Consider the following 24,143-nt stretch of genomic DNA (forward strand, 5'->3'; position numbering starts at 1 on the left):
TCCAGCTTAAGGGGTTATATCGGTCAGTTTGCCCCGGCTGAGGCGGAGCACCCGGTCAGCGAGCCCGAAACCCTCCACACGGTGCGCGAACACCAGCACGGTACGCCCGTCGGCCGCCCCCAGTAGGTCCGCCATCAGCCGGTTCGCGCCGTCCTCGTCGATCCCTTCGGTGGGTTCGTCGAGAATCAGCAGTGCCGGATCCGCGAGGAGCGCCCGTGCGGTCGCGAGGCGGCGGCGTTGCCCACCGGAGACGGTGCTGCCGCCGGTGCCCAGCCAGGTGTCCAGCCCGGCCGGCAGCCCCGCCAGCCACTCACCGAGCCCCACCCGCCGAAGAACGGCGTGGAGCCGCTCATCGCTCGCGTCCCGGTCCCCGAGCCGCAGATTCTCCCGCACGCTCGACGCGAAGACATGCCCCGTGTCGTCCCCCACCAGAACTGTCCGCCCACCCGCGGTGACAGTGGTGGTGCTGTCGCCATCAGGGTCACCTGTGGTGGTGCCGCCTTCGGCTTCGGTGCGCGTGCCGCCCTCGAAAGCAGTGCGGGTGCCGTCTCCGGTTGCGGAGGGCGTGCTGGTGTCGGGTGCGTTGCCGGTGTCTGTGCCGGTATCGGATGCGTCGACGATGGCCGTGCCGAAGTCGGGCGCGTTGACAATTGCCGTGCCGGCGTTGGGCGCGTTGACAATTGTCGTGCCGGTGTCGGGCACATTCACGATGGCTGTGTCGGCGTCGCGGGCCGCGACGATGATCGCGCCGGCGTGGGGCGTCAGGAGGCCAGCGAGCACGGCGGCTAGCGTCGACTTGCCGGAGCCTGATCGTCCGGTGATCACCGTCCGCGATCCCGCGGGAAGGTGCAGATCCAGGCCGTCGAGTACCGGCTCCCGTCTCGGATCCCACCCGGCGACAAGCCCTTCGACCCGAACCGCGCCCCGGCCACCGTTGACCGCGGCGCCGACTGCCCGCACCTCCGATGATTCCGAAGCTTCGGCGGTTGACTCTGGACCCGTGACGGAGATGCGCCCATCCACGCCGACGATGTCGACGTCCTTATGGATAGCGCCATCAATTCCGTTGAAGTCGGTATTGACTTCGCCGTCGCCCATATCGAAGTCGGTATTGACTGCACCGTTCATGTACACGTCGGCATTGACTGCAAGGTCGTCAATATTGACGTCTTGATTTGCTGTGTTGATTACCTGGCCGTTCATGTTGATGCACGGACCGCTCAAGTTGACGGTCTGACCGCGTTTGTCGACGTCTCGACTGGTTACGCTGACCGGCTTGACTGCCATGTTGACCGGTGGGTGACTGGCCGTCAGGGCGGAGACACGGTGCTCGGCTCCGGCGGCACGCCGCCCGGCGATCGCTGCCTCAGCCAGGCCGACCACCGTTTCGCCTAGCACGATCACGCTCAGCAGCACCACGGCGCTCCACTCCGCGGACGGACCTCCGCGCGTGAGAAGAACTGCGACTCCGGCAGCGGCGGCGCCCCAGCCCAGGTGGGCGGTCGCCGCTGCCAGCCCGGCTTCACGGGCCGCCCGGGCCTCCAGCACGGCAAGGGCTCGGCTTCGCTGCTGTGGTACGCCCGGATGGCCGCCTCCGCCGCTCAATTCCTCGATTCCGTCGACCGTCTCCACCACCGCGTCACGGAGCGCCGAGCGGGCCGCGCCGGTCGTCGCTTCCCGGCGGTCCACCTGCCGGGCGGCGATCGCCGGGGCGAGCACTCCCGCGATGACCAGGCCCACCGCGATCGGTACCCCCAGCGTCGGGGCCGCCCACACCACCGCCAGCGCGCCGACCGTCACCGTCACGGCGGCGGTGATCATCGGCAGGCGGCCGCGGAGGAGCCCGTCGACCCGGGCGTCGACATCATCGACGAGCCGGGTGAGCAGGTCGCCCCGCCGGTGCAGCCGCGGCCCCGGAACGTGCGGGATCAGGTCGGCGTAGACCTGTGCCCGACGGGCGCCCAAGGAGGCGAACGCCACGTCGTGCGCGAGCAGCCGTTCCAGGTAGCGCAACAGCGGCCGGGCCACGGCGCTGCCCCGCACCAGCACCACCGCCGCCGAGAGACTCAGGACCGGCGGCAGCGCGGAGGCCCGCACGAGCAGCCATGCCGCAGCCCCGGTGAGCAGGATCCCGGCCAGCGACGATCCGGCGCCGAGCGCGACCGCCGTACCGGGCCGCCGCAACCGGCTCCACCCCTGCCGCCCTGGGAAGCCGCGGCCGGTCGCTACCGCCGTACCGGGCCGCCGCAACCGGTCCCACGCCCGCTGCCCTGGGAAGCCGCGGCCGGTTGCCACCGCCGTACCGGGCCGCCGCAACCGGTCCCACCCCCTCCGCCCCGGGAAGCCGCGGCCGGTAACCGCCGCGCGAGTGGTCGAGAGAGGCGAGAGGCGCTGGTCTGCGACTGACCCCGGGAGCGGCGACGGCGGTGTTGCCGAGCGGGCTGGTGACGGTTGTTCGGGCCGGCTCGCCGTGGGCGGGGTCGGGCCATGCGGTGGTGGTGCCGCCTTCGGATCCGAGGAGGGCAGCGGCCGGGTGGGCGTGGTCGGCGACGGCTGAACCAGCCGATCGGCCTCGGCCACCTCCCGGATGATCTCGTCGACCTGCCCGCCACCGTCCGGTTGGTGGGTGGGGGTGGACGACGAGGTCGTGGGCCGGAGGATGGCGGCCGTCGGTGGCCCGGCCGACCAGGAGGGCTGTTCGGCATCATTGGGGATGACAGCCGTCACCGTGCTGGTCAGCACGGCCGGGCCGGCGGGTGGGGCCACGTCGACGATGCGGTCGGCGGCGGCCAGCAGAGCCGGGCGGTGGGCGACCACCAGGACGGCACAGCCCCGGGCGGCCAGGTCTCGCAGGCGGCTGATGATCAGGCGCTCCGCCATCACGTCCAGGTGGGCGGTCGGCTCGTCCAGCAGCAACGTGACCACCGGTGGGGGGAACCGGGGCGCGAGGTGGCCCTGCGCGGTGGTGACCAGGCGCGAGGACGAGGACATCGCCCGGGCGGCCCGGTGCAGCAGCACGGCGAACGCCAGGCGCTGGCGCTGGCCCGCGGAGATTCCGGAGACCTGTTCGCCGAGTGGCGTCTCCGGGGTGATCTCGCCGGTCAGGCCGGCCGATCGCAGCGCGGCAAGGATGTCCGCGAGGCCGGTCTCGGCCGGGAAGGCGTCGGCGACCGTACGGGCGTGCGGCAACGCCGAGCGCTGCGGCAGGTAGAACGTGCTGCCCACGGCGAGCGCACCGGATTCGGCGGGGTGCAGTCCGGCCAGTACGCGCAGGGCGGTCGTCTTGCCCGCGCCGGATGGGCCACGCAACGCGACCAGTTCCCCCGCGTGCACGAACAGCTCCGGAAGGTGGAGCGCGTCGGTGAGCGAGCCGGGGTAGCGGGCCCGGAGCCCGGCGGCACGGACACCCCACCGGCCGGTGTCGGTCGGCCGGAATCCCTCGGGTGCCGGGATCCGGTGCGATGGGGCGGGCGTGTGCCCGACCTCGTCGGCGAGACCGGTCACTGACGGCGACGGGGCGGTGAGGATCTCGTCCACGTCGGCGATGACCGCGCCCGCGTCGGTGGAGGCGTGGTAGCGGGCGGCCATCTCGCGCAGCGGGCGGTAGGCCTCCGGCGCCAGCAGGATCACCAGCAGGGCCGGGCCGAGGTCCATGGCGCCGGCCGCCACCCGGAGGCCCGCCTGGACGGCGATCAGCCCGACCGCGAGGGTGCCGACCAGGTCCAGGGCGGTCGAGGAGAGGAACGCGACCCGCAGCACCCGCATGGTCGCCGCTCGATGGCGGTCGGTCAGATCGGCGATGACGTCGATCTGGTGTTCGGCGCGCCCGTACATCTTGAGGGTCGGCAGGCCGCGCACGACATCGAGGAAGTGACCCGCCAAGCGTGCGTCAGCGGCCCAGCGCCGTTCGGCGCGGGTCTTGGTGGCCCAGCCGATCAGAGCGCCCAGGATCGGCAGCAACGGCAGGGTGAGCAGGGCGATCACCGCGGAGGCGGGATCCACCACTGCCATGATCACGATGACGACTGGGGGCAGGAGGACGCCCAGCACGAGCGCCGGCAGGTAACCCGAGAACCATGGGCGCAGGGCGTCGAGGCCGGTGCCCAGTACGGTCGTGAGCCGGCCGGAGCCGTAGGCGGCGACCCAGGCGGGCCCGCGACGGATCACCCGGTCCAGGAGGGAACGGCGTAGCTCGTCGGTGACCGTGGCGGCGGTGCGCTGGGCGACCACCTGCTCCGCCCAGGCCAGTGCGCCGCGTGCCGTGAACGCGGCGGCCAGCAGGAGGATCGCGGTCGTCCCGCTCAGCTGCCCGGGGAAGACCTTCACGGAGCGGCCGGTCACGAGGCCGGTCACGATTCCGCACAGTGCCACCGCGATGGCGATCGTGGCCGCGGCCTGGCCGATCCCGATCAGCGTGAGCAGGGCGATCCCGGCTCGGCTGGTCCGTGCGTGGCGGAGCAGCCGTGGATCGACCGGCCCACGGGAGACCCGCGCGTCCGTCACCCCCGACGTCGCCGCCTGTGCCACGGCCGCACTCGGCCCCGACTCCCGTCGCCCGGCCCGCCTCCCGACCTTGGGCCTCTTCCCACCGGACCCGGCGGTCGATCGTCCAAGGTCCGCCGTCGTGGCCTTGCGATCGTCCTCTTCCGTGTTCTTGGACGTTTCTGCACCTGCTGCGGTGGTCGATCGTCCAAGGTCGGCTGAGGTGGCGGACGAGGGTATGGGGGGAGGGGAGGTGGGTGCCGGTTCGGGGCAGTTTGTCGAGAGGTGGCCGGGGGAGCGCGGCTCGTCAACGGTGGCCCGGGAGCCGGGGTGGGCCGGATTCACGAGGCGACCCGCTCGCTGGCGACACGGCGGCGGAAGACCCAGTACGACCAGGCCTGATAGACCAGGACGCCGGGCAGGATGATCACCCCGGCGATGGTGATCAGGCGGAGGGCTTCGGGGCCGGCGGCGGCCGAGGCGCGGGTCAGGGACCAGGCCGGGTCGAGAGTGCTGCGCAGCACCACCGAGCCGTGTGCGGTGAAGACGGCGACGACCGCGCCGGCGACGGCCAGGGCGACGGCCGTGAAGGCGGTGCCCTCCCGGGAGCGCCGCGCCTGCAGTCCGGCGATGAACACGATCGCCGCTGCCGCCAGGGCGAGTCGATTACCCGTACCGATGCCGATGAGCAGAAGGGCGACCGTGCCGGCCGTGCTGGTGTGGCGTGCCACGTCGCGTGCCCGGCGGCGCACCGGGCCGGTGGTGCGCAGCGCGAGGAACGTCGCGCCCAGCAGGACGGCGGCGAGCAGCGCGGCGAGCGCGCCGAGACCGGCGGCGGGGCTGAGCAGGGGACCCAGGCTGCGGCTGAGCCCGGTGCCGGTGACCTCGCCGTCGCTGCCGAGGGCGAGGCCGTCGACCAGTACGCCGAGGACCGCCCCCCAGAGCAGCACGATGCCGCCGGAGCTCGCGGCGAGCAGCAGGTCGCAGCGACGGCGCCACGACGGCGAGTCGTGTTTGCCGCGGAACTCGAGGGCGACTCCGCGGACCGCGAGGAGCAGCAGGATGGCGACCATCGGCAGGTAGAGGGCGGACATCAGGGCGGCGTACCAGGCGGGGAAGGCGGCGAAGGTGACGCCGACCGCGGCGACCAGCCAGACCTCGTTGCCGTCCCAGAACGGGCCGACGGTACGGATGATCGCGCCGCGCTCGTGCTCGTCGCGGCCGAGGACCGGGGAGAGGACGCCGACGCCGAAGTCGAAGCCCTCGAGGACGAAGTAGAGCACCCAGGCGAGGACGAGGACCGCGAACCAGAACGTGATCATGGGAGACGACTCCTAGTAGGCGGGAACCGGCTCGGGCTCTTCCTGCTCGGAAGCGACCGGGGCGAGCGGCTGGCGGGAGAGGTGGACGACCAGGCGGTACCAGGCGATGGCGAGCAGGCCGTAGATCAGGGTGAATCCGGCCAGGGAGGCGATCACCTCGGCGCTGGTGAGGCCGGGGGAGACACCGTCCTCCACTTTCGAGATGCCGAACGCGAGCCAAGGCTGGCGGGCGGTCTCGGTGAAGATCCAGCCGAAGGTGTTGGCTGCGGCCGGCAGCGCCGGGGCGAGCAGGACGAACCGGCGCAGCCAGCGTGGCGTGCCCTGGCCGGGCCGCAGGAACGTGGGGAGCGGCGGCATCCGCCGGGTGGTCTCCCAGGTGGACCACAGGTGGTAGGCGGCGACCGCCATCGCCAGGATCCCGGCGCCCATCATGAGGCGGAAGGTCCAGAACGCGACCGGGATCATCGGTACGTAACTGCCCGGCCCGTACTGGGCGACGTACGCCGCCTGCAGGTCGTCGATGCCCTGCACGGTCCCGCCGAACGATCCGGTGCCCAGAAAGGACAGCAGGCCCGGGATCTCGATGCTGAAGAAGGGCCGGTCGTGGCCCAGTTCGCCGATCGCGAAGACCGAGAACGGCGCGGCGGTGGCGGTCTCGTAGAGGGCTTCGGCGGCGGCCATCTTCATCGGCTGCACGGCCGTCATCACCTTGCCCAGATGGTCGCCGCTGATCGCGGTGACCGCACCGCCGATCAGCATGGTCCAGGCGCCGACCCGGGCGAGCGTGCGGAAGGCGGGGTCGGCGACGGTGCGCCGGATGCCGATCGCCATGAGGAGCCCGCCGCCGGCCATCGCGGCGCCGCCCATCGTGTGCGGGAACGCGGCGAGCACCACCTCGTTGGTCATCAGCTCGGTGAAGCTGGTGAGCACGGCCCGCCCGGTCGACGGGTCCAGTTCGTACGCCACCGGGTTCTGCATGAACGAGTTGGCGGCCAGGATGATGTACGCCGACAGCAGCGTGCCGACCGCGACGACCACGATGGTGGCGGCGTGCAGACGGCGGGGCAGCCGGTCCCACCCGAAATACCACAGCGCCAGGAACGTGGCCTCGAGGAAGAACGCGAGCATCCCCTCGATGGCCAGCGTCGGCCCGAACACGTCGCCGTAGAACCGGGCGAACGCACTCCAGCCGAGCCCGAACTGGAACTCCTGCACCAGACCGGTGACCACGCCGACCGCGAACGTGACGATCAGCAGCTTCCCGGTGAACTTGGTCAGGTGCAGGTACTTCTCGCGGGCGGTGCGCAGCCAGGCCAGGTGGAAGCCTGCCGCGGTGGCGGACAGGCAGATCGACACCGGCACGAACAGGTAGTGGTAGATCGTCACGACCGCGAACTGCAATCGAGTCAGGTCGAGCACGTCCATGGCAACCCCTCTACGACGATTCGTAGTAGATACTACGACTCGTAGTACGACGCTGTGCAGTAGACTGCCTCACATGGCGAGGAACGACCTCGAGCGCGAGGTCATGGCAAAACTGTGGGACGCACGCGAGCCGCTCACCGTGCGGCAGGTGCACGATCTGCTCAGCCGTGACCGCGACCTGGCGTACACGACGGTGATGACCGTGCTCGACCGGCTCGCCAAGAAGGGCCTGGTCGTTCAGCAGCGAGCGGATCGTGCCTACCGTTACGCCCCGGCGCAGACCCGCGAGGAGATGACAGCCGGTGTGATGTTGGACGCGCTGAGTGCCACGCCGGACCGCGATGCCGCGCTCGCCTACTTCGTCGGTCAGCTGCCACCGGAAGCGCTGAGGGCGGCCATCGAGAAGGCCGGCCGTAACATCGAGCGGTGACCGCCCTCCTGCTCGGCGCCCTCGGGCTGACACTGTCGCTTGCCGTGCCGAGGCTGCTGGCGAACGCCCGCTGGCCGGATCGCGCCCCGGTCGCCGGGGTGCTGCTCTGGCAGGCGCTGACCCTGACCGCCGTGCTCTGCGCGCTCGGGGTCGTGCTCGCCGCCCCGGAAGAGGTGGTCCGTGCGGCCGGCGCGCGGCACCCGGAGACCGTCGCGGCGCTACTGTTCTCCCTGGCGGTGGCCGCGACCATCGTGACCCGGCTGGTGGTCTCGCTCGTCAAGGTGACCTCCCGGGCCCGTGCCCGGCGCGACCGGCATCGCATGCTCGTCGACCTCCTTGATCGGGTGGAACGTCATGACGGCCTGAGCGGGGGAGAGGTGCGGGTGCTGGAGGCGCCGCTGCCGCTGGCCTACTGCGTGCCGGGCCGGAACCCGCGGGTGGTGCTCAGTGACGGCGTGCTCGACGTGCTCGACCGGGAGCAGATCGACGCCGTCCTCGCCCACGAGCGTGCCCACCTGCGGCACAAGCACGAGTTGGTGATGGAGTCGTTCACGGCCTTCTATCAGGCCGTTCCCGGGCCGCTGCGGTCGAAGGCGCCGCTCGATGCCGTACACCTGCTGTTGGAGATGGTGGCCGACGATGCCGCGAGGCGCCGCACCGGGCATGCGCCGCTGCGGGCCGCGCTGGCTCGTCTCGCCGACGCCGTCCCCTTGGCCGAGGAGGTGACCGCCGACCCGGAGGGTGAATCGCGGCGGCGGCGCCTGGCGCGGCTGGATCGTCCGGGCCGTAGCTCGACGGCACTCGCGGTGGCCGGGACGGCAGCGGCCGCGGGTCTGTTGGTGCTACCCACGGTGATCGTCGTCGTGCCGTGGCTGGCGCGTGCCCTGAATACCTGGCCATTCTAGTAACCCTCCGTATTGCCGGCTGTTCGTACAGTTCGGCGGGCTGTGCGACCTTCATTTGCCGGCATGATCCGAGTACGGTGGTCCCCGGTTCGGCAGCCCCCCATCGTCCATCCGGCCGATCTGGCGAACCACCGCCCAATCGCGACACGCGAACCGGGGACCCAGGTCAGTGGGGTGAAGCCGTGGCACCACGCGCGGCCGGGCATGCTTCCCGCCCGAACCCGTCAGCTAACCCGGTCGGCGGCTGAGTGGGAAGAAAGGACGACGCACACAACGTGAAACGCAATGGCGCGCGTCGCGCCGGCCTGTTGCGCATCCTGGTTTGCGCGCTCGCCGCGGCCGGCCTGGTGATCACGGGTCCGGTGGCGGCCCATGCCACTCCCTCGCCGTCCACCGTCGAGGGTCAGATCGACGAGGAGTGGAACAAACTCGAGCCCGTCATCGAGGAGTACAACGCCAACCACACGAAGCTGACCAAGCTGCGGAAGCAGCAGAAGCAGCTGGCGAAGACGCTGACGCCGCTTCAGCTTCAGGTGGATGTCGCGATGGCGCAGGTGCGAGGTCTGGCGGTCGATGCCTACATGCAGGGCCCGCCGGGAAACCTCAACGCTCTGCTGAGTGGTGACCCGGACGGTCTGGTGGAGAAGCTCACGCTGCTCGACCAGCTTGCCCACAACCAGGAAGCCTCGATCTCCAACGTCGCGAAGCTCCGCGACAAGTACGCCGCCGACAAGGCCACGGTCGACCAGCTCGAGTCCGAGATCTCCGCCCGCGACACGGACCTCGCGACGAAGAAGACGGCGATCGAGAAGGAGATCACGAAGCTCCAGAAGCTCCGGATCCAGGCGTACGGCGACGCGAACATCGACGACGGCCCGCTGCGCACCGGCCCGTGCCCGGTCACGTACACCAACGACAAGGGTGGCCGTGCCGCCCAGAAGGCGTGCGACCTGATCGGCAAGCCCTATGTCTTCGGCTCCGAGGGACCGAACAGTTACGACTGCTCGGGCCTGACGAAGGAGGCGTGGGCCGCGGTCGGTGTGCATCTCGAGCACTACACGAAGGACCAGTGGGGCTCGGGCACAGCGGTGAGCCGGAGCGAGTTGAAGCCGGGTGACCTCGTCTTCTACTACTCCGACGTGCACCACGTCGCCATCTACATCGGTGGCGGCCAGGTGGTGCACGCTCCGCACACGGGAGACCACGTGCGGATGGCGACCATCGATCGGGGGCCCATCGCCGGCTATCGCCGACCGGGCTAGAGAACCCTCCGGGAAAGACCGCCGTCGTTTCGCGCCGGCGGTCTTTCTTTTGATTTCGTACGCCTTCGTGAGCCGCCGTGGGAGACCCGCGAGCTCCCCGGACCGTCCCGGCCGTGCCGCGCCCGCCGGGCGTGAGCGGCCCGTCACCCACCCGATCGATGGTGCTCCAACAGCCGCTGCAGCAGCCCGGTCAGCTGCTCGCGCTCCGGGCCGGACAGCGGTGCCAGCAGCTCGTCCTGGACCGCGTGTGCCCGCTCCGACAACTCCTCGGCCCGCTCCCGCCCCCGCTCGGTGAGCCCGACGATGTTGCGCCGCCGGTCCGCCGGATCGGGTGACCGCTGCACATGGCCCGCCGACTCCAGCTCGTTTAGCGCCCCGACCAGATCGCTGAGATAGATCCCGGTGCGCCGGCCGAGCGCCGCCTGACTGGCCGGACCCTCGGTGGCCAGGGAGCGCAGCAGCCGGTAGTGGTAGCCCCGCGCCCCCACCGCCCCGAACCTCTCGACGATGATCCGGTGACCCTGCGCCGAGACCTGACTCAGCACCCAGCTTGGCAGCTCTTCCACGTCGCGATTTTAACATTGGGCTCTCTAACGTTGATCAATCTAACGTTGGACTTCTGAACGTTCGCCAGTCTAACGTTAGCCGCATGAACGAATCCAGCGTCCGGGTCCCGCAATCCGAACTCGACGATCTGACCGCCCGGCTCGGCCACACCCGCTGGCCCGACGCCGCTCCCGGCGACTACGGCATCCGGCTCGACCGGGTCCGCGCGCTCGCCGACCGCTGGCTCGGGTTCGACTGGCGGGCGCACGAGGCCGAGCTCAACGCCATTCCGCAGCAGGCCGTCGAGATCGATGGCGACCGGATCCACCTCTTCCACGTCCGTTCCGCCGACCCCGGCGCCCTGCCGCTGGTGCTCACCCACGGCTGGCCGGGCTCCACCGTCGAGTTCCTCGACGTCATCGGCCCGCTCAGCGAGCATTTCCACGTCGTCGTCCCGGCCATCCCCGGTTTCGGGCTCTCCGGGCCCACCACCCGGCCCTGGGGACTGCGCCGGGTCGCCGAGGCCTGGGCCGAGCTGATGGCCCGCCTCGGTTACCGGCGCTACGGCGCCCAGGGTGGTGACTGGGGCTCCGGCATCTCCCGGGCGCTCGCCGCGGTCGCCCCCGACCGGGTCGTCGGCGTCCACGTCAACTACCTGCCGACCCCCGGCCAGGCGGAGGGCCTCGGCCCCGAGGATCAGGAGCGGCTCGCCAAGACGATGCGGCTGGCCGCCAACCGGCACCCGCACCAGATCCTGTTCGCCGCGACTCCGCAGACCCCGGCGTATGCGCTGAACGACTCCCCGGCCGGGCTGCTCGCCTTCCTGGGGGAGAAGTTCGACACCTGGGCCGACCCGGCCACGCCCGTCCCCGACGACCGCATCGTGGCGGACGTCGCCCATCACTGGCTGTTCCGCACCGCGGGTTCGGCGGCCCGCATCGTCAAGGAGACCGGCCTGGACGGCCCGCAGGCGCCCTGCCCGGTGCCGCTGGGCGTGGCCGTCCTGCCCGGCGACATCACGCAGTCCGTGCGCCCGCTCGCCGAGCAGCGCCACGACATCCGCCACTGGACGGAGTTCCCGCGCGGCGGCCACTTCGCCGCATTGGAGGTCCCCGACCTGTTCACCGCCGATGTGACCACCTTCTTCCGCACCCTGACCGGCCGATGACCCCGGCACGAGCGCCGGGAGCGGCCGGGGAAGAGCGGTGGGTGCGGGAGACAGATCGGCGTTGGGGGAGCCGTCGGGGTCCGTCCGTGGTCGGTGGGCGGCGTGGCGGGGGCATAATCGCCCGCATGAGCGATGCCTTGATCAACAGCCTGGCGGCCGCCGTCGAAGCACGGCCTGACGACCTGACTCTGCGGCTGCACCTGGCCGAGATGCTGGTGGCCGCCGGCCGGGGGCCGGAGGCGATCGGGCATGCCGCTCAGATCCTGGCTCGCGAACCCGGCAATAACGGAGCGCAGCAGGTCATGGCCCGGGCGCTGGGCGGGACAGCGCCGCCCGTACCCCCGGCCGGTGGAGAGCAGGCACCGCCGACCGCGACGGTCGCACCCGAGGCGGGAGCGCAGCCGCCGGAGGCGGCGACGGAGAGACCCGCGACGGAGAGACCCGCGACGGGTGGGTCCGGGTTCGACTGGGCGGCCATGGAGGAGCAGTTCGGGGACGTGGTGCCACCGCGGTTCGCGCGGGCCGACGGGGAGCCCGATCCGGTGCGCGGGCACGCCGACCGGGCCTTCGACGTGGAGCGCTCCGCCGTCACGCTCGCCGACGTCGGTGGCATGGCCGAGGTGAAGAAGCGGCTGGAGGTGTCGTTCCTCGGGCCGCTGCGGAACCCCAAGCTGCGCAGCCTGTTCGGCAAGAGCCTGCGCGGTGGGCTGCTGCTCTACGGCCCGCCGGGGTGTGGCAAGACGTTCCTGGCGCGGGCGGTCGCCGGGGAGATGGGGGCGGCGTTCATCTCGCTGTCGATCACCGACGTGCTGAACATGTGGATCGGCAGCTCCGAGCGCAACCTGCACGACCTGTTCGAGTCGGCTCGCGGGCACGCGCCGTGCGTGCTGTTCCTCGACGAGATCGACGCCCTCGGGCACAAGCGCAGCCAGTTGCAGTCGTCCATGCGTACTGTGGTGAACCAACTGCTCACCGAACTGGACGGCGTCGACGGCGGCAACGACGGGGTGTTCGTGCTGGCCGCCACGAACGCGCCGTGGGACGTCGACGCGGCCCTGCGCCGCCCCGGCCGCCTCGACCGCACCGTGCTGGTCCTCCCACCCGACCGGCCCGCGCGCGAGGCCATTCTCGAATACCACCTGCGGGATCGCCCGGTCGTCGGGATCGACCTGGCCGCCGTCGCCGCCGCGACCGAGCACTACTCCGGCGCCGACCTGGCCCACCTCTGCGAGACCGCCGCCGAGTACGCGATGCGCGACTCGATCGCCACCGGAGAGGTCCGCATGATCAGCCAGGCCGACATGCTGGGCGCGGCGCGCGAGGTCCGGCCGTCGACGGACGCGTGGTTCGCCACCGCCCGCAACGTGGCGATGTTCGCCAACGAGAGCGGCGAATACGACGATCTGGCCGCCTACCTCAAGAAGCGCAAGATCCGATGATCCGCTCCCTCGTCGCGGCGGCCGTCCTTTCCGTCGCTCGCGTCCTACTCGCCGGCTGCCACCTGCTGCGGGCGGGCTTCCCGGCCGCGGCCCGATTCCTGCGCGCGACCCGCTTCGGGTTCGCGGCGCGGATCCTGGGCGCGGCGCGCCTGGTGTTCGCGGCGCGCGTGCTGGGCGCGGCCCGCCGTCTGCTCGCTGTCCGGTTCCCGCGCGCGGTCCGTCTTCGGCCCGCCGTCCGGTTCCCGCGCGTGTCCCGCCTTCGGCCCGCCGTCCGATTCCCGCGCGCGATCCGCTTGCTCCTGGCCGCACGCCTTCTGCACGTGGCCCGTTCCCTGGTCGTGGCGAACCCACGTATCGCGACCGGCGACGGCGGCGGCCGGTGAGTGCCGCTGCGCGGGCACGGGCGCTTGCCGACGTCGGGCGTCTCGAGCAGGCCGAGTCGGCCGTTCGTGCGGGACTGGGCGAGACGCCCGCCGACCCGGAGTTGCTCGGACTGCTCGCCGGGCTGCTGCGGCTGCAAGGCCGTTACCCGGACGCTCTGGTGTCGGCCGAGGCCGCGGTCGCGGTGGCTCCGGAGATGGCCGCCGTGCACATCGAGCACGCCGAGTGCCTGCTGCTGCTCTCCCGGCCGGACGACGCGCTGGCCGCCGCCCGCGAGTCGGCCCGGCTCCGCCCGGACGCCCCGGAGACGCACCGCTCGGTGGCCCGTTGCCTCATGCTGCGCCGCGACTTCGACGGCGCCCGCGAGGCGGCCGGGCGTGCCGTCGGGATCGCGCCGCAGTCCGTACCGGATCTGATGACCCTGGCGGAAGCGGAACGCCATGCCGGCCACCGCGACGCCGCCCGCGCGGCAGCGGCCCGGGCCCTGGCAGAGGATCCGGACGACGCCGACGGCCGCTGGATGATGGCCCTGCTCGACGCGGAACGGATGCGCGTCCGCGACGCCATGCGAGGGCTCCGGCGGCTCGCCGCCGACCGGCCCGACCGGTACGGCGCGCCCGCCCTCACCTGGCCGATCCGCGGTCTGCTCGCAGGTCTGCGCCGCGGCCTGGCCGCAGGGATCCCGCTCACCGCCGTCCTGGCCGTGATCGGCCACTGGTGGGCGCCGGCGGAGCTGCTGGCCCGCGGTGCCGCCGCCGTCATGGTGTTCGTGACGGTCGGCATGGCCGCCCGCGTGCTGATCCCGGCCGGCCGCCTCCCGTGGATCTGCGTGGGCCTGCTTCCGGCCCGCATGCGCCGCGCCGTCGTGGTCGGCCTGATCAGCGCGGTCGCTCTCATGCCGATTCTCATCCGGTGTGCGGTGAGCGCTACGTGGCCGGTGCTGGCCTGCGCGTTCGCGGTGCTGATCGTGTTGCTCACCGCCGGAGCGGTCGAGCGAACGGACGGTGATCTTTCCGATTAAAACTTGCCCAAGCGGCAAGATCGTCGGATGCTATGCCCCTTGATCGACGGGGGAGCGTCATGGCGATTTCACATTCCAGTGACCCGGCGGATACCTCCGAGTCTCCGCCCCTGTCCCGTACCCGCGTGCCCAGACAGCGTGGCGCCGGCAGCGCGTCGGGTGCCGCCGGCCGCGTGGGCCGTGCGGCGGGTGCGACCGCCCGCCTGGAAGGTCCCAGCCATGGAATGGGTAGCGCCGGACGGCCGGAGGGTTGGCGTCGAGCGGCGGGCGTTGCCGGCGGCCATGGGACCGGTGGCCCCACACGCTCGGGGAGCCTACGTCGTGCGGCGGGTGCCGGTGGGCGCCCGGGCCGCGCGGCGGGTGCTGCCGCCCGCCTGGACGGTCCCGGCCAAGGACTGAGTGCTCCCGATCATCTGGCCGAAGCGGGGCGGGGATCGTCCGGGAAAACCAGGCCGGGTCGGCTGCCGGCAGGGCGGGGATCGGCCGGGGAAGCCGGGCGGGATCGGCTGTCGGCGCTGTGGCACCGGACCGGGGAGACAGGGCCGGGACGGCTGTCGACGCTGTGGGGACGGGCCGGGACAACTTGGCCGGGTCGGTTGTCGGCGTTCTGGGGATCGGCTGGGGTAACCGGACCGGGTCGGTTGTCGACGTTGTGGAAACAAGCTGGGACGACTTGGCCGGGTCAGCTGTCGGTGGGGCGGGGACGGGCTGGGGTGACCGGGTCGGGTCGGCTGTCGGCGCTGCGGGAGTTCGCGCTGATCGCCGTGCTGTTCCTCGTCTACAAGGTGGCGCGGCTGGCGGCCAACGGCCACGTCGACGAGGCGTTCCGCAATGCGCGCGCCGTCTGGGACGCCGAACGCTGGCTGCGCCTGCCCGGCGAACTGGCCGCCCAGCAGAGCCTGCTCGGCTGGAACCTCCTGGTCGAGGCGGCGAACAGCTACTACGCGTACGTGCATTTTCCGGCGACCGCGGTCTGCCTGATCTGGCTGTACCGCTACCGCCCCGCCCACTACCGCTGGACGCGGAATGTGCTGGTCCTGCTCACGGGCGGTGCCCTGGGCGTACATTTCCTGGTCCCGCTCGCCCCGCCCCGCATGCTGACCGAAACCGGGATGCTGGATCTCGGCCGTCTCTACGGCCCGGCCGTCTACGGCCCGCCGGAGACCGATCAGATCTCCAACCAGTACGCGGCCATGCCGAGCCTGCACGTCGGCTGGGCCCTGGTCGTCGCGATCGCCCTGATCGCCGCGACCACCACCCGATATCGCGGCCTGTGGCTGCTGCACCCGGCGATCACCCTGCTGGTGGTCGTGGTCACCGGCAACCACTACTGGCTCGACGCGCTCGCCGCCGTGGCGCTGCTGGCCGTCGCCTACACCATGCTGCGCGGTCAGCGCCCGGCACCGGCGGTTCCGCGACCACGTGCCGAGGAGGTTCTGGTTCACGTGCCGTGAGCGACCGATCAGGCGCTGGACACGCCGGTCTATGTTCGCGGATGTGCGACTCGACTGGCCGGACTGCGGCAATGCCCGTGACCTGGGCGGCACCCCCACCCGTGATGGCGGCCGGGTCCGTGCAGGCGCGCTGATCCGCTCCGACAGCCATGCCCGCATGACCGCCGCCTCGGTCGGTGTGCTGCGCGGCCACGGTCCCGGGCTGATCCTGGATCTGCGCTGGATTCGCGAATGCGACAGCACACCGAGCCCGTTCGCGGCCGACCCGATCTACCGGAACGTGCCCCTGCTGCCCGATCCGATGGACTACGAGGTTCCCGACCACACGTACGTGCCGATGCTCGACCACAACGGCGAACGCGTCGCCCGCGCCGTCCACGAGATCGCCATCGCTCCGCCGGGCGCCGTGGTGATCCACTGCCACAGTGGCCGGGACCGGACCGGCTTTCTGGTGGCTCTCCTGCTCGGCATCGCCGGGGTGGACACCGATGTGATCGCGGCCGACTCGCCCGGACGCCGGGAACCGATCCCGCCGCCATGCGCGACACCCTCACGTACGCCGACGCCCGCTACGGCGGCGTGGTGCCCTACCTGCTACTCAACGGCGTCCCGCCGGCGGAGATCACGGCGATCCGTCATCGCCTGCTGGAGCCGTGACCTTACCGGGAAAGCGCCAGTTGATCATCAGACGGCCGGTCGGCTCCAGTGGAGGGTGAGACCGTGCACGGCCCGCTCGGTACGGATCTCCATGGCCGACCCCAGGATCGTCGCCCGATCCACCACCAGGGCCGAGTCGTCCAGCCCGTACGAGATCCGCTCGGACAGCAGCACCGCCTCGCCGGGGGAGCGGCGCAGCAGCGTGGCCGCCGGTTCCTCCAGCAGGGCGGGCCGGACCACTTCGGACGCCCGCCGGACACCGATGCCGTGCTCGGCCAGCGCCGCGTAGAGCGAGGTGCCGCTCAGGTCGGCGCCGGCCAGGACGGTGCCGCGGATCCACGAGAGCTGATGGACGGCGGGACGCCCGGCGACGAGCCGGAGCCGTTCGAGGCGGACCGCGGGGCCGTCGCCGAGGACCGTGCCGGCCCAGTCCGGGGGTGTTCCGGTGTCCTGGTCGAGGATCTCGGTGGTCACCGTCTGCCCCTGGGCACGCAGGTCCTCGGCGAAGCCGCGCAGGGAGTCGAGTGTGTACGTAGCTCGCGGTGAGAACACGAACGTCCCCCGCCCCGCCTGCTGGGAGAGCAGCCCTTCGTCCTCCAGCCGCTTCAGCGCCTGCCGCAGCGTGGCCAGCGTGACCCCGTAGCGGGCGCTGAGCTCCTTCTGTGGCGGCAGCGCGGAGCCCGGCGGCAGCTCCCCAGCGCGGATCTTGCTGCTCAGGTCAGCCGCGATCACCTGATACTTCGGCGTGCGCGTGGTCAGCGGGCACCTCCTGGTCGGCCTGGTCGACGGCGGCCCGCAGCGCGGCGACGTCGTCCAACAGCTCGCCGGGTGTGGCCCCGTCCAGAACCCTACGCATCAGGGCGGAGGCGACGACCACCCCGTCCCCGGCCCGGGCGGCGGCGGTGGCGTGTTCCGGACGGGAGATGCCGAAGCCGATCAGCACCGGCAGATCGGTGACCGCCTTGATCCGGGCGGCGAGTGGCGCGGCGGTGCCGGCCAGTTCGTCGCGCTCGCCGGTGGTGCCCAGCACGCTGACCGCGTAGACGAAGCCCCGGCTGCGCGCGGCGATCTCGGCGAGCCGTTCCGGCGGGGTGACCGGGGCGGCCAGCAGGACCAGGTCGACCCCGGCCGCCTCGGCCGCGGCGGAGAGACCGTCGGCTTCGTCGACCGGCACGTCCGGCACGATCAGCCCGGAGACGCCCGCCTCGGCGAGCCGCCGGCAGAACACCTCGGGTCCGTCACGGAAGACCAGGTTCGCATAGGTCATCGCGAACAGCGGAACGCTGATGCGGTCACGCACCGCGGCCAGGTCGGCCAGAATCGCGTCGACCGTTGTGCCGCGGCGCAGTGCCCGGTCGGAGGCTTGCTGGATGGTCGTGCCGTCGAGCATCGGATCGGAGAACGGCAGGCCGATCTCGATGGCATCGGCCCCCGCCTCCTGATAGGCGAGCAGGTAGTCGGTCCAGTCCTCGGTGATGCCGCCGGTCAGATAGGGGTAGAGCCGCTTCATGCGGCACCTCCAGTCGGTTGAGGAAGCACGCGGCGGTGCCGCGCGGGATTGTGGGTCTCACGAATGAGCCGCGGACCAAGGCCGGGCCTGATCAGAGGGCGACGAACACAGGGCAGCGGTGTCCGGGGAGAGCGGCCGTCAGCGACGGGCCGGGATACGTGGAGTTGCGGTCGGGCCGTGCCCGAGACGAGGGGGAAGAGCCGTCCCGAAGGCGAGGCGGATCGCGAGGGACGGACGATCGGGCGCGAGGGAAGGGCGACCGGGCACGAGCCGTCCCGAAAGCGAGGCGGATCGTGGAGGAAGCACGACCGGGGTGAGGCGCCGGTGGGCTCACTCGGTGACGCCGGCCAGCGTGGCCATGTCCTTGTCGCCGCGGCCGGAGAGGGTGAGCAGCACGGTGGAGCCGGCCGGCAGCTCGGGTGTGCCGGCGGCGCGGAGCACCCAGGCGACCGCGTGTGCCGACTCCAGCGCGCAGATGATGCCCTCGGCGCGGGCCAGGCGGCCGAGCGCGGCGACCGCCTCGTCGTCGGTGACGGTCACATACTCCGCGCGGCCGAGGGCGCCGAGATGGGCGTGCTCGGGGCCGATGCCGGGGTAGTCCAGCCCGGCGGAGATGGACTCGGCCTCCAGGATCTGGCCCTGCTCGTCCTGGAGCAGCATGGAGCGGTAGCCGTGGACGATGCCGGGCCGGCCGTGGGTCATGGCGGCCCCACCGGCGGCCTCCACGCCGACCAGCCGCGCCCGGGTGTCGACGAACCCGGCGAACGTGCCGGCGGCGTTGGAGCCGCCGCCTACACAGGCCACCACCACATCGGGCTGGACCGCGGCCTGTGCCCGGGCCTCCTCGCCGATCACCCGCTGGAACTGGCGGACCAACCACGGGTACGGATGAGGGCCCGCCGCCGAGCCGAGGCAGAAGTGCGCCTCCTCGACGGCGGCCACCCAACCGCGCATGGCCTCGTTGGTGGCGTCCTTCAGCGTGCGGCTGCCGGCGGTGACCGGGATGACCTCGGCGCCGAGAAGCTCCATGCGGAAGACGTTGAGCCGCTGCCGGGCCATGTCGCGCTCGCCCATGTAGATGGTCGCGCGCATGCCGAACAGGGCGGCCGCGGTCGCGGTGGCCACGCCGTGCTGACCGGCGCCGGTCTCGGCGATCAGGCGGGTCTTGCCCATCCGCTGGGCGAGGAGCGCCTGCCCGAGCACATTGTTGATCTTGTGGGACCCGGTGTGCGCCAGATCCTCCCGCTTGAGCATCAGGGTGATGCCCAGGTCGGCGGAGAGCGTGGTGGCCGGGGTCAGGGCGGTGGGCCGCCCGGCGTAGACGGAGCGCAGCTCGGCGAGCCGCTCGTGGAAGGTGGCGTCGGCCCAGGCCTCCCGGAAGGCCGTCTCCAGCGCCGCACAGGCCGGGACGAGGGACTCGGGCACATAGCGCCCGCCGAAATCACCGAAGCGGCCGCCGGTGGGAGGGGCCATCGATTCGAGCACGGTCATCACCGCTCCCTAGAGTTCTAGAACTGTTGCCGCTCCAGTGTGCCACGAAAGCGGTAAGAGTTCTATAACTGTAGGGAGCGCAAAAGGAAGAACGCCCCGGCAGTCGTGCACCGGGGCGTTCTGCGTGTAGCTGACTACTTGGCGGCCGCCGCGTACAGCGCCTCCGGCGAGACCAGCCCGCCGAGCACCCGTCCGTCGTCGGTCAGCAGCACGCTGAACAGCGAGCTGCGGAGCAACCGGCCCTTGCCCCAGGAGCCCTCGACCTTCTCCAGGGTGCCGAGGAACTGCTCGGCGACCTGACCCGCCTGAGCTTCCTCAGGAGAGGAGGAAGAGGACGTGGCGCCCTCCAGCTCGTCGAGCACCGGCGCCTTGCCGACGACGATCGTCGTCCAGCCCTCGCCGATGACCTTGACGTCCTCGCCGGCCGGAGACCCGGCCGGAGCGCCGGGGACGGACGGCTTGGCCGGAACGCCCGGAACACCCGGAGCCGCCTTGTCGGAGTGGTCGGCGATGCCACCCTCGCTGACCTTCGCACCAGGCGGCGGGTTGAAGCTGAACTGGTCGTCCGCCGGAACCTCGAAGGTGATCTGCTCGAACGCCACCCGGAACGCGGGCTTGCTGGTGTTCTTCGCGTAGACGTCCACCCGCAGCGGGATGTGCTGCTCGGCGTCGATCGCCAGGCGCACCTGCCCGACCAGCGACGCGGTGTCCCGCGGGCTGAGCACCAGCTCGTACGCGTCCCGCCCGGCCACCTCGGCCGCGCCGGTCGTCTCCACCTTGGTGCTCTCGTCGATCGCGGCGAGGGCGGCCTCGGCGGCCTCCTGCGGTGTCGCCGGCAACCCGGCCGCGGCCGGCGCCTTGTCCGGCTTCCCGCCCACGTCGGCGGGGAGCTTCACATGCGTACCGGTGTTGTCCTTGCTGCTCCAGATCCACACGTCGGAGCCGTTGCGGATCACGTCGGTCTCGCCGCTCGTGCCGAGCAGCGCGAACCGCGCCTTGTCCTCACCCGCGTACCAGACGCGGGCGGTGTTGCTTCCGGCGATCAGGCTGGTCAGGTTGCCGCTACCGCCGGAGACGTTGCCGAGCAGCCCCGCGATGCCCGGAAGCCCCAGGTCGGCGCTCTGCACCAGGGTGCCGGACAGACCCTCCGGGTCGGCGCTCTGCAGGTCGACGAGCAACTGTGCGGCACTGCGCTCCGGCAGTGCCGGGTCGGCGTTCGCCACGATCGTCCCGGCCGCTGCGCCGCCACCGATGACCGCCACCGCCGCTGCCGACGGGACCAGCCAGCGCAGCGCCGGCCTCGACCTCAACACGGACACGATGTCCACCTCCCGAATCTCTGGGGCAATCGTGCGCCGGGGCCGCTGTGATCCTGCTGAGAAGCTCCCCTAGGGGTTCGCCGCCGATATAGCGTTATGTGTGACATAGGGGTAATTAATGGCTTCCTATCAGGGGCGTCCACTGCCCCGGCCCGGCGTGGACATTCTCCACCAGGGCCTGGCCTTCGACCTGGCCACCATGCGCCGCCGTCAGGCACTGCGCGTCTTCGGGCTGGGCGCGGTCGCCCTCGGGCTCGGCGGCTGCGGCGATGAGGAGACGGCGACGGTCGAGACCGACACGGTGATCGGCGAGATCCCCGACGAGACCGCCGGGCCCTACCCGGGCGACGGCTCGAACGGGCCCGACGTGCTGACCCGGAGCGGCGTGGTCCGCAGCGACATCCGGTCCAGCTTCGGCAGCTCGACCACCCGCGCCGAGGGCATCCCGATGACCCTCACCCTCGCCGTCCAGGATCTGGCCGACGGCGGCGCACCCTTCGCCGGCGTGGCGGTCTACGTGTGGCACTGCGACCGGGCCGGCGCCTACTCGCTCTACTCCGAGGGCCTCACCGGCGAGAACTACCTGCGCGGCGTCCAGATCGCCGACGACCGTGGCGAGGTGACCTTCACCAGCATCTTCCCGGCCTGCTACAGCGGCCGCTGGCCGCACGTCCACTTCGAGGTCTACCCCGACCGGGCGAGCATCTCCGATGCCTCGAACGTCATCGCCACGTCGCAGGTCGCGCTTCCGGAGAACATCTGCGAGGAGGCATACACCCAGACCGGGTACGAGGCCTCGGTCACCAATCTCGCCCAGGTCTCGCTGGACGACGACAACGTGTTCGGCGACGACTCCGGGGCGCTCCAGCTGGCCACCGTGACCGGCGACGCGATGAGCGGGTACACGGTCATCCTCGAGGCCGGCGTGGACACCACGACCACCCCGACCGGCGGCCGGCTCACCGGCGACGGCGCCCCGTCCGGAGCGCCACCGTCCGGAGGACCGGGTGGGCCGCCGCCGAGCCGCTGAGAAGTCGCTGAGAGTCCCTGACGATCGCGTGTCCCGGCGTGCCAAGGTGTGGGGGTGCGGTTGCTGGTGGTGGAGGACGAGGCGCGGTTGGCCGCCGCGCTACGGCGTGGCCTGCAGGCCGAGGGCTTCGCGGTGGACATCGCCGCCGACGGCCAGGACGGTCTCGAGATGGCCCGCCACGGTGGTTATGACGCGATGATCCTGGACGTGATGCTGCCCCGCCTCTCCGGCTACCGGGTGGTGCGCCAGCTGCGCGCCGAGCGGCACTGGCTGCCGGTGCTCATGCTGAGCGCCAAGGACGGGGAGTACGACCAGGCCGACGGCCTCGACTGCGGCGCCGACGACTATCTGACCAAGCCCTTCTCGTACGTCGTGCTGTTGGCCCGTCTCCGCGCCCTGCTGCGCCGCGGCGCCCAGGCCCGTCCCGTCGTGCTCGCGTTCGGTGATGTCGAGTTGGATCCGGCGGAACGCCGGGTCCTGGTCCGCGGCGACGAGGTGACCCTGACCGCCCGCGAGTTCGCCCTGCTGGAGTATCTGATGCGCCATCCCGGCCAGGTCGTCTCCAAGACCGAGCTGCTCGACCACGTGTGGGACGCCGCGCTCGACACCGCGCCGAACGCGGTCGAGGTCTACGTCGGCTACCTGCGCCGCAAGATCGGCCGGGAGCGGCTGGAGACGGTCCGTGGCGCCGGTTACCGGCTGGCGATAGTCGAGTAGACGATGCGCCGCGTCAAGGAGCTGAGCCTGCGGGCACGGCTGCTGCTCGTCTCCCTCGCCGGCCTCGTCTTCGGGCTGTCCGCCGGCGCGGTCCTGCTGATCGCCGTCCTGGGATACGCCCAGGTCCGCTCGGTGCAGAGCGAGGCGATGGCCACCGCCCGCGGCGTGGCCGCGCTCGTCGACCAGGGCGCGCTGCCGAACCCGATCCCGGTCACCCCGGGCGTGCAGGTGCAGGTCATCGACGAGGACAACAGGGTGCTCGCCTCGTCGGCCACCGCGGACGACCTCAACCCCATGCTCGGCGCCGCGGAGCTCGCCCACCTGCGCGACGGCGAGGGTCGGCAGATCCCCGGCCACCTGATCCACGACCAGGGCGAGGCCCGTGTCGTCCAGCTCACCGCCGGTCCGCCGACCGCGCCGGTCCGCATCCTGGTGGCCCGCTCCATCGACCACGTCACGCAGAACCTGCACATCCTGCGGATCACCCTGCTGATCCTGTTCCCGCTGCTGGCCGCGCTGCTGGCGGCCGGGCTGTGGCGGGCGCTCGGCGCGGCGCTGGGGCCGGTCGACGCGCTGCGGGCCGGCGCCGAGGAGATCACCGGCGGCACCCGGGCCGGCCGGCTGCCGGTGCCGGACTCCCGCGACGAGGTCCACCGGCTGGCCGTGACGCTCAACGACATGCTGCACCGGCTCGACGCGGCCCGCGCACGGCAGCGCGCGTTCGTCGCCGACGCCGCACACGAGCTGCGCAGCCCGCTCACCAACATCCGTACCGAATTGGAGGTCGCGCAGCACCTGCCGGACGACACCGACTGGCCGGCGCTCACCGATGATCTCCTGGCCGACGTGCAGCGACTGTCCCGCCTGGTCGACGACCTGCTGCTGCTGGCCCGATCGGACGAGGGCGTGCCCGCCACCCGCCTCGAGAAGATCGATCTCGCCCAGTTCGTCGGCGAGGCGGCGCTGCGCTACCCCGATGTGGAGTACCAGGATCCGGGCGTGCCGCTGCCCACGCTCGCCGAGCCGGACGCGCTGGCCCGGGTGGTGACCAACCTGCTGGACAACGCGGAGCGGCACAAACGCGAGAAGGTGACGGTCAGCGCCGCCGCTGCCGACGGGCACCTGCTCATCGTGGTCACCGACGACGGCCCCGGCATCCCGGAACACGACCGGGAGCGGGTGTTCCAGCGCTTCACCCGCCTCGACGACGCCCGGGCCCGCGACGCGGGCGGCTCCGGGCTCGGCCTCGCCATCGTCCGCGAGCTGGTCCGCCGGCATCGCGGTTCGGTCACCCTCGGCGACAATCACCCTGGTCTCCGGGTCGAGGTACGCCTACCGAAGGCGTGACCACCCGCGTGACCCTTCCGCGGCGAGTTCGGTGAGGGATGGGGAAGTCATGAGCGCCTGTTCCGCTACTGCTTCCCGGTGAGCGGCACCGCGCGCGTATGCTCACCGAGCAGGGCCAGGCCGCGACGGCGACGGTGGCCCGGAGCCCCTCGAGCGTCACGTCTACGCCACAGGCGGCCTGCACTTCCGGATCGAAATCTCCAGAGCCGAGGCGTTACCAATCGCGAGGCAGGAGTT

General features: G+C 71.8%; 20 protein-coding genes, 1 pseudogene and 1 riboswitch. Of the genes and pseudogenes, 13 read left to right on the forward strand and 8 right to left on the reverse strand.

The genetic code is table 11. From position 1 onward, the window contains the following. Nucleotides 1–6 precede the first annotated feature (6 nt). The 3 genes from IEZ13_RS47110 to IEZ13_RS38615 all read right to left on the reverse strand — a co-directional run bounded on the left by IEZ13_RS47110 (nucleotide 7) and on the right by IEZ13_RS38615 (nucleotide 7,229). Entirely contained in the window at nucleotides 7–4,527 is a 4,521-nt protein-coding gene (locus tag IEZ13_RS47110; RefSeq protein WP_229795575.1) for an ATP-binding cassette domain-containing protein, read from the reverse strand. Nucleotides 4,528–4,823: 296 nt separating this feature from the next. Then, nucleotides 4,824–5,804 (reverse strand): cytochrome d ubiquinol oxidase subunit II, encoded by a 981-nt coding sequence (cydB, locus tag IEZ13_RS38610; protein ID WP_183222304.1) that lies wholly within the window; start codon nucleotides 5,802–5,804, stop codon nucleotides 4,824–4,826. Between the two features lie 12 nt (nucleotides 5,805–5,816). Then, the gene (locus tag IEZ13_RS38615; protein ID WP_183222305.1) at nucleotides 5,817–7,229 is read right to left on the reverse strand and encodes a cytochrome ubiquinol oxidase subunit I; all 1,413 of its coding nucleotides are present in this window, start codon (nucleotides 7,227–7,229) and stop codon (nucleotides 5,817–5,819) included. Between the two features lie 73 nt (nucleotides 7,230–7,302). Between IEZ13_RS38615 and IEZ13_RS38620 the strand changes: the two genes are divergently transcribed. From IEZ13_RS38620 to IEZ13_RS38630, 3 genes are all read left to right on the forward strand, one after another. After that, nucleotides 7,303–7,659 carry a BlaI/MecI/CopY family transcriptional regulator gene (locus IEZ13_RS38620; protein ID WP_183222306.1) on the forward strand — a complete coding sequence of 119 codons (357 nt, stop codon included), beginning with the start codon at nucleotides 7,303–7,305 and terminating at the stop codon, nucleotides 7,657–7,659. After that, complete coding sequence (locus IEZ13_RS38625) at nucleotides 7,656–8,564, forward strand: M56 family metallopeptidase (RefSeq protein WP_183222307.1); 909 nt, start codon at nucleotides 7,656–7,658, stop codon at nucleotides 8,562–8,564. Before IEZ13_RS38620 ends, IEZ13_RS38625 begins: the two co-directional genes overlap by 4 nt. Before the next feature lie 122 nt (nucleotides 8,565–8,686). After that, nucleotides 8,687–8,822: riboswitch (cyclic di-AMP (ydaO/yuaA leader) on the forward strand. 17 nt (nucleotides 8,823–8,839) lie between these two features. Next, nucleotides 8,840–9,826: a C40 family peptidase gene (locus IEZ13_RS38630; protein WP_229795577.1), complete on the forward strand. Its 987-nt coding sequence runs from the start codon at nucleotides 8,840–8,842 to the stop codon at nucleotides 9,824–9,826. Nucleotides 9,827–9,969: 143 nt separating this feature from the next. On the opposite strand, the gene IEZ13_RS38635 is transcribed toward IEZ13_RS38630, so the two are convergent. Beyond that, nucleotides 9,970–10,392, reverse strand: a complete 423-nt coding sequence (locus IEZ13_RS38635; RefSeq protein WP_183222308.1) for a MarR family winged helix-turn-helix transcriptional regulator — start codon at nucleotides 10,390–10,392, stop codon at nucleotides 9,970–9,972. Between the two features lie 83 nt (nucleotides 10,393–10,475). Here IEZ13_RS38635 and IEZ13_RS38640 point away from each other — a divergent pair, with 83 nt between their 5' ends. The 7 genes and pseudogenes from IEZ13_RS38640 to IEZ13_RS38670 form a co-directional block, all read left to right on the forward strand. Further along, the gene (locus IEZ13_RS38640) at nucleotides 10,476–11,540 is read left to right on the forward strand and encodes an epoxide hydrolase family protein (protein ID WP_183222309.1); all 1,065 of its coding nucleotides are present in this window, start codon (nucleotides 10,476–10,478) and stop codon (nucleotides 11,538–11,540) included. A 125-nt stretch (nucleotides 11,541–11,665) separates the two neighbouring features. Further along, nucleotides 11,666–12,979, forward strand: coding sequence for an AAA family ATPase (locus tag IEZ13_RS38645; RefSeq protein WP_183222310.1), 1,314 nt, complete (start codon nucleotides 11,666–11,668; stop codon nucleotides 12,977–12,979). Further along, nucleotides 12,976–13,362 carry a hypothetical protein gene (locus IEZ13_RS38650; protein WP_183222311.1) on the forward strand — a complete coding sequence of 129 codons (387 nt, stop codon included), beginning with the start codon at nucleotides 12,976–12,978 and terminating at the stop codon, nucleotides 13,360–13,362. The genes IEZ13_RS38645 and IEZ13_RS38650 overlap by 4 nt, the downstream gene beginning before the upstream one ends. Next, the gene (locus IEZ13_RS38655) at nucleotides 13,359–14,381 is read left to right on the forward strand and encodes a tetratricopeptide repeat protein (RefSeq protein ID WP_183222312.1); all 1,023 of its coding nucleotides are present in this window, start codon (nucleotides 13,359–13,361) and stop codon (nucleotides 14,379–14,381) included. Before IEZ13_RS38650 ends, IEZ13_RS38655 begins: the two co-directional genes overlap by 4 nt. Before the next feature lie 219 nt (nucleotides 14,382–14,600). Beyond that, nucleotides 14,601–14,780 carry a hypothetical protein gene (locus IEZ13_RS38660; RefSeq protein ID WP_183222313.1) on the forward strand — a complete coding sequence of 60 codons (180 nt, stop codon included), beginning with the start codon at nucleotides 14,601–14,603 and terminating at the stop codon, nucleotides 14,778–14,780. 314 nt (nucleotides 14,781–15,094) lie between these two features. Further along, entirely contained in the window at nucleotides 15,095–15,835 is a 741-nt protein-coding gene (locus IEZ13_RS38665) for a phosphatase PAP2 family protein (protein ID WP_229795579.1), read from the forward strand. A gap of 31 nt (nucleotides 15,836–15,866) precedes the next feature. Beyond that, nucleotides 15,867–16,280: pseudogene (locus IEZ13_RS38670) on the forward strand (tyrosine-protein phosphatase); the annotation flags it as partial. A gap of 239 nt (nucleotides 16,281–16,519) precedes the next feature. Here IEZ13_RS38670 and IEZ13_RS38675 read toward each other — a convergent pair. From IEZ13_RS38675 to IEZ13_RS38690, 4 genes are all read right to left on the reverse strand, one after another. Then, nucleotides 16,520–17,224 (reverse strand): GntR family transcriptional regulator, encoded by a 705-nt coding sequence (locus IEZ13_RS38675; RefSeq protein ID WP_229795582.1) that lies wholly within the window; start codon nucleotides 17,222–17,224, stop codon nucleotides 16,520–16,522. Further along, nucleotides 17,211–18,002 (reverse strand): tryptophan synthase subunit alpha, encoded by a 792-nt coding sequence (trpA, locus tag IEZ13_RS38680; RefSeq protein WP_183222314.1) that lies wholly within the window; start codon nucleotides 18,000–18,002, stop codon nucleotides 17,211–17,213. Before trpA ends, IEZ13_RS38675 begins: the two co-directional genes overlap by 14 nt. A 330-nt stretch (nucleotides 18,003–18,332) precedes the next feature. Beyond that, nucleotides 18,333–19,493: a tryptophan synthase subunit beta gene (gene trpB, locus IEZ13_RS38685; protein WP_183222315.1), complete on the reverse strand. Its 1,161-nt coding sequence runs from the start codon at nucleotides 19,491–19,493 to the stop codon at nucleotides 18,333–18,335. Between the two features lie 134 nt (nucleotides 19,494–19,627). After that, entirely contained in the window at nucleotides 19,628–20,812 is a 1,185-nt protein-coding gene (locus IEZ13_RS38690) for a LolA family protein (RefSeq protein WP_183222316.1), read from the reverse strand. Nucleotides 20,813–20,969: 157 nt separating this feature from the next. Between IEZ13_RS38690 and IEZ13_RS38695 the strand changes: the two genes are divergently transcribed. From IEZ13_RS38695 to IEZ13_RS38705, 3 genes are read left to right on the forward strand one after another with little or no spacing between them, the layout of a single operon-like run. After that, complete coding sequence (locus IEZ13_RS38695) at nucleotides 20,970–21,842, forward strand: intradiol ring-cleavage dioxygenase (protein WP_229795584.1); 873 nt, start codon at nucleotides 20,970–20,972, stop codon at nucleotides 21,840–21,842. A gap of 54 nt (nucleotides 21,843–21,896) precedes the next feature. Then, on the forward strand, nucleotides 21,897–22,559 hold the full coding sequence (locus tag IEZ13_RS38700) for a response regulator transcription factor (RefSeq protein ID WP_183222318.1): 663 nt from the start codon (nucleotides 21,897–21,899) through the stop codon (nucleotides 22,557–22,559). Between the two features lie 3 nt (nucleotides 22,560–22,562). Beyond that, nucleotides 22,563–23,906: a sensor histidine kinase gene (locus IEZ13_RS38705; RefSeq protein ID WP_183222319.1), complete on the forward strand. Its 1,344-nt coding sequence runs from the start codon at nucleotides 22,563–22,565 to the stop codon at nucleotides 23,904–23,906. Nucleotides 23,907–24,143: the final 237 nt, after the last annotated feature.

This window comes from Actinoplanes campanulatus (assembly GCF_014647795.1).
Lineage (GTDB): Bacteria > Actinomycetota > Actinomycetes > Mycobacteriales > Micromonosporaceae > Actinoplanes > Actinoplanes campanulatus.